General features: G+C 51.6%; 10 protein-coding genes. 6 read left to right on the forward strand and 4 right to left on the reverse strand.

Translation table 11 applies throughout. From position 1 onward, the window contains the following. Positions 1-8 precede the first annotated feature (8 nt). Positions 9-566, forward strand: coding sequence for a DUF2062 domain-containing protein (locus tag N8M53_RS07095; RefSeq protein WP_077772899.1), 558 nt, complete (start codon positions 9-11; stop codon positions 564-566). A 203-nt stretch (positions 567-769) separates the two neighbouring features. On the opposite strand, the gene lolE is transcribed toward N8M53_RS07095, so the two are convergent. Genes lolE through N8M53_RS07110 form a run of 3 tightly spaced genes read right to left on the reverse strand, consistent with a single transcriptional unit; the run spans position 770 to position 3,874 of the window. After that, positions 770-2,008 carry a lipoprotein-releasing ABC transporter permease subunit LolE gene (lolE, locus tag N8M53_RS07100; RefSeq protein ID WP_269578271.1) on the reverse strand — a complete coding sequence of 413 codons (1,239 nt, stop codon included), beginning with the start codon at positions 2,006-2,008 and terminating at the stop codon, positions 770-772. Next, a complete protein-coding gene (gene lolD / locus N8M53_RS07105; RefSeq protein ID WP_269578272.1) occupies positions 2,005-2,694 on the reverse strand; it encodes a lipoprotein-releasing ABC transporter ATP-binding protein LolD in 690 nt (229 codons plus the stop codon). The genes lolE and lolD overlap by 4 nt, the downstream gene beginning before the upstream one ends. Then, entirely contained in the window at positions 2,687-3,874 is a 1,188-nt protein-coding gene (locus N8M53_RS07110) for a lipoprotein-releasing ABC transporter permease subunit (RefSeq protein ID WP_269578273.1), read from the reverse strand. The genes lolD and N8M53_RS07110 overlap by 8 nt, the downstream gene beginning before the upstream one ends. Before the next feature lie 193 nt (positions 3,875-4,067). Between N8M53_RS07110 and N8M53_RS07115 the strand changes: the two genes are divergently transcribed. The 5 genes from N8M53_RS07115 to N8M53_RS07135 all read left to right on the forward strand — a co-directional run bounded on the left by N8M53_RS07115 (position 4,068) and on the right by N8M53_RS07135 (position 10,525). Then, positions 4,068-4,661 carry a PilZ domain-containing protein gene (locus tag N8M53_RS07115; protein WP_269578274.1) on the forward strand — a complete coding sequence of 198 codons (594 nt, stop codon included), beginning with the start codon at positions 4,068-4,070 and terminating at the stop codon, positions 4,659-4,661. Positions 4,662-4,665: 4 nt separating this feature from the next. Further along, positions 4,666-8,130: a transcription-repair coupling factor gene (gene mfd, locus N8M53_RS07120; RefSeq protein WP_269578275.1), complete on the forward strand. Its 3,465-nt coding sequence runs from the start codon at positions 4,666-4,668 to the stop codon at positions 8,128-8,130. Positions 8,131-8,158: 28 nt separating this feature from the next. Beyond that, positions 8,159-9,031: a peptidoglycan binding protein CsiV gene (locus N8M53_RS07125; protein ID WP_269578276.1), complete on the forward strand. Its 873-nt coding sequence runs from the start codon at positions 8,159-8,161 to the stop codon at positions 9,029-9,031. A gap of 270 nt (positions 9,032-9,301) precedes the next feature. Beyond that, positions 9,302-10,192, forward strand: coding sequence for a hypothetical protein (locus tag N8M53_RS07130; protein WP_269578277.1), 891 nt, complete (start codon positions 9,302-9,304; stop codon positions 10,190-10,192). A 3-nt stretch (positions 10,193-10,195) separates the two neighbouring features. After that, entirely contained in the window at positions 10,196-10,525 is a 330-nt protein-coding gene (locus tag N8M53_RS07135; protein ID WP_269578278.1) for a hypothetical protein, read from the forward strand. Between the two features lie 59 nt (positions 10,526-10,584). Here N8M53_RS07135 and N8M53_RS07140 read toward each other — a convergent pair whose 3' ends face one another. Further along, positions 10,585-11,973 (reverse strand): DEAD/DEAH box helicase, encoded by a 1,389-nt coding sequence (locus N8M53_RS07140; protein WP_269578279.1) that lies wholly within the window; start codon positions 11,971-11,973, stop codon positions 10,585-10,587. Between the last annotated feature and the right edge of the window lie 55 nt (positions 11,974-12,028).

Raw genomic sequence — 12,028 nt, forward strand, 5'->3', positions numbered from 1 at the left:
AAACAGGTATGCCCAAGAAGTTTTTCCAACGCTATATGCCCAAGCGTGAAACATTGCGCGACAATAAGGCACTCAGGGTGTTTGGTAGCCTGTTGCATGACCCCAACTTATGGTGCCTTAACCGTCGGTCGGCATCCGGCGCCTTTGCCGTCGGCCTGTTTATGGCGTTTGTTCCTCTACCCAGTCAGATGATCATGGCCGCAGGGCTAGCGATCCTATTTGGGGTCAATTTGCCTCTGGCTGTGGCGTTGGTTTGGGTCAGTAACCCTATCACCATGCCGGTGCTTTTTTATCTCGCTTATAAGCTCGGCACCTGGATGATGAACAGCCCTCCATACCCGTTTCACTTCGAGCTCTCTTGGCACTATTTGGCGGAGCAAATGAGCCACATCGGCCCACCGTTTTTATTAGGCTGCGCAACCAGCGGACTGGTGATGGCTGTGATCGGCTATTTCACCGTACGCGGCATCTGGCGCTATTCTGTGGTCAGAAGCTGGGAAAAACGTAAACTACGCTTGCCCAAGAAAATTAAAGAAGTGTTGCCTAATCCAAATAAGTCCTCTTAAATCGTCCTGATTTAATCTAAGTGAGGCATCAAACACGACCAAACGTCGTCAGTCAAAGTGCGACGCAACCGTCAGCCCCGCGTATGCAGATGATATTCACTTCAGGATTCACCGAGGTAGATCAAAAAGAGCCCATTGTTGGGCTCTTGGTATTAGAAACGTTAAGCGTATTAGTAACCAAAGCACGCCAAGCAGCATGGCCACTATTTGGCACTTAATACCGCGGCTGGCTCGAGCTGACAGGCTCTTCGGGCAGGATACCAAGCGGCAAGCAAACTAAGCAGTATGGCCGTGCTACTTACCAGTACGACGTCAGCGGCATGCAGTTCACTGGGCAAGAAGTTAATAAAGTACACATCACCTGATAAAAAGCGATGCCCGAGCCACTGTTCGACCTGAGACAATATCGCCGTGAGGTGAGTGGCTAAGGTAACACCCAATACACTGCCCAACACACTGCCTAAGGCACCAGAAAAGAGCCCATACCAAATAAAGATGCGACGGATCAGTCGATCGTCCGCCCCCATGGTGCGCAAAATCGCGATGTCTGCGGCTCTATCTTTTACCGACATCATCAAGGTTGACACCACATTAAAGCAGGCCACGCCAATGACTAACACCATCACCAAGTACATGATGGTTCGCACCAATTGGATATCCCGATATAAATAACCAAACTCACTGGTCCAGTCTTTTAAATACACATAAGTGGTTAGCGTTTGGCCGACTTCATGCACAATCTGCCGCGCTTGCAACACCGGAGAGACTTTCAGCGACACACCGGTCACTGACTGGCCGATGCGCATAATAGTTTGCGCGTCCTGAAGTCGCATCAGGGCCAAGGAATGGTCGATTTGGCCACCAAGACGCAACAGTCCAGCCACTTGCATTCTCACCCGCTTCGGAGCACGCAATGCAAGCTGGCTATCCGTCGCGGGGACCATGACCGTCAACCAATCCCCTTGACTGACGCCCAGCTTCGCCGCCACGCCTTGCCCCAACACAATCTGCGACTGCCCAGACGGCAAGCTCTCCCAGCCACCTTCAATATAATCACCAATGCGACTCACCGTTTGCTCATACGCCGGCTCAACCGCGCGAATTTGCGCAGGCTGCAGCGCAGAGCCATGCTCCATCAACACGGTCATTTCAACATAGGGAGCCGCAGCCACCACATTAGGATGCTGTTCAGTCTGACGTTTTACCTGTTGCCAATTATCGATGGGTCCATTGACACCAAACACTTGTGCATGCGGTACCACCGACAACACACGTTGATTCAGTTCACGCTCAAACCCGTTCATCGCAGATAGACCTACAATGATCACCATTACCCCTACCGCAATCCCGATCACTGACGACAAGGAAATAAAGGAGACCAAGCGATTGCGTTGTCTGGCGCGACTAAAACGACGGCCTATTGCCAACGATAAAGGCTTCATGCTCCCTCCTGCCCCAGCAATTGACCATCTTGCATCGTCAGCTGACGGTCTAGCTTGGCGGCAAGTTCGCTATCGTGGGTCACCACCAAAAATGCCGTGCCATGCTGCGCGTTGAGCTGACGCATCAAATCATAAATTTCCAGGGCGGTGGTATGATCAAGGTTCCCCGTAGGCTCATCGGCTAACACTAACTTGGGTTCATTGACTAACGCACGTGCAATGGCCACACGCTGGCGCTCGCCACCTGAGAGCTCCGATGGACGGTGACTGAGTCGGTGTCCAACCCCAACGGCTGTTAGCATCGCCGTGGCGCGTTCAGACGCAGCACTGTGGCTCATTTTGTTAATCAACAGCGGCATCATCACATTTTCCAGCGCAGTGAAATCGGCAAGCAAATGGTGAAACTGATATACAAACCCCAACGTCTGATTGCGTAGTTTCGCTTGCTCGCTGGCTTTCATCGCACTGACTGACTCCCCTTGTATCTGCACATCGCCCTCCGACGGCAAGTCGAGGGTTCCCAAGGTGTGTAATAATGTACTTTTCCCCGAGCCCGAGGAGCCCACTATCGCCACCAGCTCTCCCGGGGCAATGGTCAAGGACACATCGTTTAACACGCAGGTCGGCTGTCCGCCCTCTTGATACGTTTTACTGACGCGGTGACAGGACAACAAAGATTTACTCATAACGCAGTGCCTCAGCAGGGTGAACAGATGCCGCTTTAAATGCAGGAAATAGCGTGGCCAGCACACTTAGCACGACTGCTAAGCCTAATACCATCGCCACATGAAAAGGATTGATAACCACAGGTAACGCCAAACCATTACCCAACAAACTCACACCAAAAATAGACATAATTTCATTGATATATGCTGATAGGAGCACGCCGAGGATGCCACCAACCGCTGCGCCAAGCACACCACTCAAACTGCCTTGGGCAATAAAGACAGCAACAATGTCTTTATCTTGCATCCCGAGGGTTTTTAGAATGGCAACCTCAGATTGTTTCTCCATAACCACCATGATCAGCGCAGAAATAATGTTAAACGCGGCGACAATCACAATCAGGCTGAGCATCAAGCTCATCATGTTTTTTTCCATTTTTACCGCTTGAAACAGCTCGCCGCGCCAAACACGCCAATCCGTCCACGTATCGGGATCAGCGTGTGTCTTTAATTGGGTAATGGCAAATGGATCATCTAAAAACAGGCGTAAATCGTTGGCTTGAGACGGTGACACCCCACTGAGTCTCGCCACATCGTCGATGTTAGCCAGCATTAATTGCCCATCGACATCCGTCCCGGTATGAAAGATACCCGCCACCGTAAATAAGCGCTGTGCGGGGATCCGACCTATCGGTGTAAAGCGACTGGCACTGGTGACCATCACGCGGACAGCATCCCCGACGCGAAGTTGTAATTCAGAGGCCATGCTACGCCCAATGATCACTTGATAACGCCCGGCTGCCAGTGCCGATAGTTCACCTTGCAATAAGTGGGAAGCCAAGGGTTCATGCGCACTGGGGTCAATGCCCTCTAATAACCCGGCGCTCAAGCCTTTGCGGCTTTGAATCACGGCATCCGTGGTTTGTATCGGTGCCGTATCAATCACATGAGGCCAACCCTCAATCGCGGTTTTATCTGGGTGTGCTTGCCCGTTGGCAATAATCGCATGGGGTAACACGCCGAGTATTCGTCCTTTCAATTGAGCTTCGAAGCCATTCATCACCGACGACACCGTGATTAAAGCCATGACGCCGATGGCAATGCCTGCGGTGGACATCGACGAGACAAATCGGCCAAAACGGTCGGCTGAGCGGCCGCGTAAGTATCGCAAGCCAATAAACACCGACAAGGGTTGAAACATAGCGCACCTAGCTTATTGTTTTGATTCGTTGCAAGCATACCTGTCCAACACTGGGACGCCAAGCCAACCTTGCCTCAAAGCCAGGATTCACAGCATAAATGCCGTCTCCTTTGCCAAGAAAAAGCAACTAACCTTTACCTCTCGCGGCGGGTGCGTGATAATCATTAATACAACTGCAATCTAAGGCACAGTGATGAGCCAAGACGAATATTTTTCTGTGCGAGCGGCGATTCGTATCAATGTTGAGCCACTTGCCGACAATCAAGCGCAACCCGATGCGGACGCCTTCATGGCCGAAATCCCAGCGCCTTTCCGCCTCGCCAGCCAGTGTGGTCAACTCGATAGTGATGTAGAAAAAGATCTAAAAGCTATCGATCCTGACGACGCCTCCGCATTATTCCGCGTTCTACAGGCTCAAAACGAAAAAATCACCTTAATGATGGGCTACATGTTAAGTCATGAAGACCAGCCTACATATCGTTTTGTCACCCGCGCTTTCGGTGCCAGCAGTTTCTCGTACTTGAGCCACTCGCCGCTTCAAAAAGGCGTCCACACGCGCGTAAAGTTGTTTCTCGATTACCCGCCCACCGCGGTTTACTGTTATGGCGTGGTAACAGGGTGTGAGCTTCACCCCGAGAGTGACCAAGACAATCCACATTATGTGATCCAAATCCAGTACACCCGTTTATTGGAAGAAGACCGAGACACGCTCATTCGTGCTGCGTTGCATCATCAGCAGAAACTCTTAAAAAAGCGTGCACGAAACCGAAAACAATCAAGCAGTTAAACTCATGACCCAACAACCGCTCTATGCTTTTACGCTGCCCTCTGGGCCAGGCGATGTTAAACATCTTGGTAATTTATCTGGGGCTGCCTTACCGCTAGCCATTGCCACGCTCACGCAGCAACACGCAGGCCCGGTGTTTCTTTTGGTACCGGACAACCAAACCGCCGTGCGTTTGCAGCCCGCCATTCGCCAGTTTACTCAAGGCCATTGCGATCTCTTTCCTGACTGGGAAACCCTGCCCTACGACAGTTTCTCGCCCCATCAGGATATTATTTCCGCGCGTTTGTCTTGTTTGTATCAACTGCCACATCAACAAGATGGCGTCCTGATTGCACCGGCGAGCACGGCCTTGCAGCGTGTCACCCCAAGGCATTTTCTCCATCAACACGCCTTAATGGTGAAAAAAGGCGATATTTTATCGCTAGAAAAACTGCGCGATCAGCTCACCGATGCGGGCTATCGTCATGTCGATCAAGTCATGGAACATGGCGAATTTGCCAGCCGAGGCTCGATCCTCGACCTGTTCCCGATGGGCAGTGACGAGCCTTATCGTATTGACTTTTTTGACGATGAAGTCGACACCATTCGTCAATTTGACCCGGAAAACCAGCGCTCAACCGGCGAGCTGGAGCACATCCAGCTTTTGCCGGCACATGAATTTCCTACCGATGACGCCGCAGTGGAGTATTTTCGTGGCCGTTTTCGCGAGCATTTTGAGGCACGCCGAGAGCCAGAATCCATTTACCAGCAGGTGAGTAAAAAAACCTGGCCGGCCGGGATTGAGTACTGGCTGCCGCTGTTTTTTGAACAAACAGAAACCTTGTTTGATTATTTGCCTGACAATACCTTGGTGTTATCGGTTGGCGACATTGAAAGCGCTATTGATCATTTCCAAGCCGACGTGGCAAACCGCTATGATCAGCGTCGCGTCGATCCGCTTCGACCACTGCTTCCCCCCGATGCGCTGTGGTTAAGTAAAGAGGCACTATTTACCACCCTTAAGCAATACCCACGCTTAAAGCTAGAAAGTGACACCGTCACCGAAAAGGCCGGGCGGGAAAACCTCGATATTACACCGCTGCCAACGCTAACGGTCAACCACCAAGCCAAAGAACCACTCGCCGCGCTGCGCCAGTTTAGTGAGCAATTTAACGGCGACATCATTTTCTCAGTCGAGTCTGAAGGGCGACGCGAAGCCCTGCTCGATCTCCTCGCCCAAGCCAAGATTCGCCCTATGGTGGCAGATGGCCTGCCCGAGGCATTGGCGCAGCCTGGCCGGTTTGGTTTAATCATCGGCCCAGTTGATCAAGGCTTTATTGACAACAGCCGCCAGTTTGCGCTGATTTGTGAAAGCGATATGTTTGGCGAGCGCGCGGTGCAGCAACGCCGCCGCGACAAGCGAAAGCAAAATGTCAGTACAGATGCAGTGATCAGAAGCTTGGCCGAACTAAAACCTGGCCAACCCGTTGTGCATCTTGAGCACGGCATTGGACGCTACCAAGGCTTGCAAACCCTGGAAGCGGGCGGACTCAAAACCGAATATATGACGCTGGAATACCAACAAGGCGCCAAGTTATATGTTCCGGTGGGCGCACTACACTTGATTAGCCGCTATTCAGGTGGCGCGGAAGAGAGCGCACCCGTGCATAAGCTTGGTGGAGAGGCGTGGGAAAAAGCACGCCGCCGCGCGGCAGAGAAAGTGCGTGATGTCGCCGCCGAACTGCTTGATGTTTATGCCAAGCGAGAAACCAAGCCTGGCTTTGCGTTTAGCCATGACAAAGACGCCTATCGCGCCTTCCGGGCGACCTTCCCGTTTGAAGAAACCAGTGATCAGTCACAAGCGATCAACGCAGTGCTCTCAGACATGTGTCGTCCCATTGCCATGGATCGCTTGGTATGTGGCGATGTCGGCTTTGGTAAAACCGAAGTGGCTATGCGTGCCGCCTTCTTAGCGGTCAATAACAGCAAGCAAGTTGCTGTGTTGGTTCCCACCACCTTGCTCGCTCAGCAGCATTTCGAGAATTTCCGTGACCGCTTCGCTAACCTCCCGGTCCGGGTCGAGGTACTCTCACGCTTTAAATCCGCGAAAGAGCAAAAAGCGATTTTGGCCGATTGTGAAGCGGGCAAAGTGGACATTCTGATTGGCACCCATAAGTTACTGCAATCGGATGTGAAGCTGCGCGACCTCGGATTATTGATTGTCGATGAAGAGCATCGCTTTGGCGTTCGCCAGAAAGAGAAGATCAAAGCCATGCGTGCCAATGTGGATATTCTCACATTAACCGCCACACCGATCCCGCGGACGCTTAATATGGCGATGAGTGGCATGCGCGATCTCTCGATTATCGCTACCCCTCCGTCGCGTCGCCTCGCAGTCAAAACCTTTGTTCGTGAACGCGAAGACAGTCTGATTAAAGAGTCATTACTGCGTGAGATTATGCGCGGCGGCCAGGTGTACTTTTTACACAATGACATCGAAACCATAGAAAAAACGGCCAATGAAATCAGTGAGATGATCCCAGAAGCGCGTGTGACCGTGGCCCATGGTCAAATGCGCGAGCGTGAGCTAGAAAAGATCATGAGCGATTTCTACCATCAACGATACAACGTGCTGGTATGTACCACCATTATCGAAACCGGTATCGATATTCCCTCAGCCAACACCATTATCATCGATCGTGCTGACCACTTTGGCCTGGCGCAACTCCACCAGCTGCGCGGCCGTGTGGGTCGTTCACACCATCAAGCCTATGCTTACTTGCTCACTCCGCACCCCAAACGGATGACCAAAGATGCGGTAAAACGGCTGGAAGCCATTGCGTCGCTCGAAGATCTTGGCGCCGGCTTTACCCTTGCCACTCAAGATTTGGAGATACGTGGCGCAGGCGAGTTACTGGGAGACGAGCAAAGCGGTCAAATCCAATCCATTGGTTTCACTTTGTACATGGACATGCTTGAGCAGGCCGTTGAGGCACTCAAAGAAGGCAAAGAGCCAAGCTTGGACGCCCTTCTTAATGAGCAAACCGACATTGAACTGCGCCTGCCTGCACTGCTACCGGATGACTACATTCCCGATATCAACATGCGTTTGTCAATGTACAAACGCATTGCCAGCGCCAAGTCCAATGATGACATCAATGAGCTGCAAGTTGAGTTGATAGACCGTTTTGGTCTACTGCCTGACGCCACCAAGAATCTGCTTCATATCCAGCAGCTCAAGATACGCGCCGCTGCATTAGGGGTGAAAAAGATCGAAGCGAGCGATCGTGGTGGCATGGTCGAGTTTCATGAGGACGCGCAAATTGATCCCGGATTCTTGGTTGGGCTGTTACAATCGCGGCCAGACAAGTATAAATTTGACGGGCCAACCAAAATCAAGTTTGTTGAAAATCTCACTGACCGACGTGAGAGGATGAACTTTATTGATGAGCTGTTGACTCAATTTGCAAGCCACCAACTGGTCGCATAATGGCTTGCCAAAGAAAACGGAGTAACCTGTGAAAAATCATTCATGTCACCCACAAGGCCGGCTAGCACGCTATACCAAGCAGAGCCTTTGGGCGTTGCTACTGATCTCACTTAGCCAGCCGGTTTTAGCTAAGCGACTTTATGATGTCGAGTTGATTGTGTTTAAACGCAACCAAGACCCTGCTAGCGTGGAAGAAAGCTGGCCAGCACAAATCGATATGGGATCGGTAAGCCGTGCAACGCCAGTGACCAATAACAGCGCGCTACAAAATGCGGGGCTCACCCCACTGCCACGCAGCCAATGGCAGCTGACAAATGCCTACAACAAACTGTCTAACCATGCGGGCTTTACGCCCATGGTGCATGTTGCATGGCGTCAAGATGACAGTGGCCGCGCCGCCCTGCCTTTACTACGTGTCAGTGCCGGAAAGGACTATCGCGACCGTTTTAATCCAGACGGCACGCCGGTGACAGCGCAATCCACCTCGTCGAGCAAGAGCAATACCGAGTCAGATGGCGGACAAGCGTGGGACGAGCAAGCACTTGAAACGACGCCCCCTCGCCAACCCCTCTATGAGCTTGATGGGACACTGCGCGTGTACGTGCAGCATTACTTATTCGTCGAAGCCGACATGGTACTACGAGAGCCCAGCGAGCGACGCGCACTGGTTGAAGACGTGGTCAATATGCCACTGCAAACCACAGATGCGCAGCAAGGTGCCGCATCAAAGACGGATAACGTGCAAGTTGCAGGTCTAGAGAAGGTGAAGAAGCAGTACCACATCGAGCGATTTTTACAGCCTTATGCATTTACACACAAACGACGGATGCGCAGTGGCGAAATCCACTATTTAGATAACCCCATGATGGGTATGATCATCCAAGTGCGTAAAGCGAACTAGTTCCTGTTAACATATCGCCGCTGTCTATGCCTTGTTGTCCACTGGTGATGACAAGGCATTTTTATATCAACTCATCCTCATGTAACTAACAACGATATCATTTTCATCGCGTGTTGCGATTGATGCCATATTCAATAAAAAGCCTCTATTGATATTTATAATTGCCGCCCAGCAGCCACACTCATTGATTAAGTCTCATTTATCGGTGAATTGGCCCCTATGAACATGCGTTTCCCTCCTGCTTTCTTTCGATACCGCAATACAGTGACGATGGTTGCGTTTCTTATTTTAGCAGGCTGCACATCCCAACCCTCGCAGCAACTGGTCAAAGATTATGCGCAACAGTCCATCAAGGTGCATCACACCGTTGAATCTGTCTACGTTAACGCGAAACAGGCGCGCATTGACGCGGTGCTATCACGCGCAGTACGCGATGGGCTCCCAGCTGCCAAGCTCAACATCACCCCGATTGCCGATACTGGGCAACAACAAGCCCTCGCCGATCTCGTTCGCTACAGCCATCTTCTCTCCGATCTCGCCTCCAAGGATCACAGTTCGCGGATCGACGATGCCTCAGAGCAGCTCCATGACACCTTGACCGATTTAGCAGACAACCCGTTTGTGCGTGACGTCCAAGCCATCAATGAATCCGACATTTCGCTGGCCTCAACCGGTATCAATGCACTCGGCCGCGTAATGAGCGATACCACTCGTCATCAGCAATTGCTGGCCGTGATGGACGCAGGGCAACCAGTGATAGAGCAAACTATTGCCCGTCTTCGCCAAGATCTCCCCCATTGGCAAATGGCAACCCGAGTCTCTTTAAATCAAGCGTTATCTATTCGTATGCAACTGCTAAACAACCCAAATCGCTGCGAGCAACATCGTGAGCGACGCTGTATCACTTTCCATACGTCTTATGATCAGCGACTTAACGCTTACCGCCATGCGTATCACACCAAACAAAAGCTACTGGGGCTGGATGCGTACTTTGCACGCTTAGATCGCACCTTATCAGACTATGTGGCTATGCATAACGCTATCATTGCTTCGCTCCGTCTAGATAACACCGCCTCTGTGCAAGGCGCTCGCCGTGCGATTGACACCACCAAGCGCCACCTTGATGCGCTCAGCGATTTTCAACAGTCCTTGAAGGAGTAAGCGATGAGCTCCAAAGACGCTATCTATCCGCTACTAAAATCAAATTATGACAGCCTCGACCGATTTTTGAGTCAAACATTGATTGGCCCACAACTGGAACCCTTGCAGCAGAAAAGAGAACAACTGGGAGAAAAACTATACGCCTACCACACCAGCTTGATTGCTAAGCATAGCGATCAACTTGAGCAGGATGCGTACGCCATGGAGCATCTTTTCCTCTATGCACGCCAAGCACAAAAGGTGATTGACGAGGCAGAAGAGACCATCGAGCACGCGGCGAAAGTGGGCGACGCGATTGATAAGGTATTGACGCAGTTGGCTAAGGTAATCTAAACCAAAAAACCGGCCAACAGCCGGTTTTTATCATTCATCTTCAGCAAACAGGTACAGCATTATGCGCTGTTTTTGGCTCCCGTTGGTCGCGCACGACGGGGTTTGTTAGCCGAATTGGCATCACCGCGCGATCGTTGTGTGTTACCCGAGCCCGGTTTACCGCCGCTTGGTTTATCGGTATGGCGACGGTTTTTCCCCACTGGTTTGTGACCTCGTGCATTGTCACCCGAGCGTTGACCATCCTGACGCGGTTTATTCTTTTTCGGTTTCTTGGGCTTGATCGGGCGCGTATCGAGCTTAGACTCTGGCACTGGATTCGCCACCGGAAAGTCTGCCAAGCTATGGCGCGGGAGGACCTGTTTAATCAAGCGTTCAATCGCAAACAGATCTTTGGCTTCATCCGCACACACCAAAGACACCGCATTACCTACCGCCCCCGCACGACCGGTACGGCCAATACGGTGAACATAATCTTCCGCCACATGGGGTAAATCGAAGTTCACCACTTGTGGCAATTGGGCAATATCAATACCACGCGCGGCGATATCCGTTGCCACCAACACTCGCACGTCACCGGTTTTGAATTGTTCAAGCGCTTTGGTGCGCGCGCCTTGGCTCTTGTTACCATGAATGGCGGCGGCACTTACGCCGTACTCATCCAGATAACGCGACAAGCGGTTGGCGCCGTGCTTGGTTTTGCTAAACACCAACACCTGCTGCCAATTATTGTCAGAAATCAAAGAAAGCAGCATCGCAGGCTTTTGCTTCTTATCAACCGGATAAATGCACTGCTCCACCCCTGTCGCGGTTTGGTTCGCAGGGCTCACCGAGATCTCAACCGGGTTATTCACCAGCTCTTTCGCCAGCTGGCGGATGTCGGCCGAGAAGGTGGCAGAAAAGAGCAAGTTTTGACGCTTGGCTGGCAACAATCCCAAGATCTTGCGGATATCACGAATAAACCCCATGTCTAGCATGCGATCAGCTTCATCCAGTACCAGCACTTCAAGCTGAGAAAAACGCACCGCGTTTTGCTGATACAGATCCAACAAACGCCCCGGCGTGGCCACCAGCACATCGGCGCCTTTGCGAAGCTTCATCATCTGCGGATTTATCTTCACCCCGCCAAATACCACCATAGAGCTCAGCGATGTATGCTGGCTGTACTGCTCAACATTTTTATGTACTTGGGCGGCAAGCTCGCGGGTTGGGGTCAGAATCAGCGTGCGTACATGGTTTGGACGCGCACGTTTACCCGCTTGTAAACGCTCTAAAATGGGCAAAGTAAAGCCCGCCGTTTTACCTGTACCGGTTTGCGCGGCAGCCATGACATCTTGGCCTTCAATCACCGCTGGAATCGCTTTTTCCTGAATCGGTGAGGGTGTGGTATAGCCTTGCTCTTGCACGGCTTTTAATAGTGGTGCAGATAGTCCTAAAGAGGAGAAACTCATCAATTGATCTCAATAAATAAAAAATGTCGTCACAGGCCGCATGGCCCATCACTTA

It is taken from the genome of Salinivibrio kushneri (genome assembly GCF_027286325.1).
GTDB lineage: Bacteria > Pseudomonadota > Gammaproteobacteria > Enterobacterales > Vibrionaceae > Salinivibrio > Salinivibrio kushneri_A.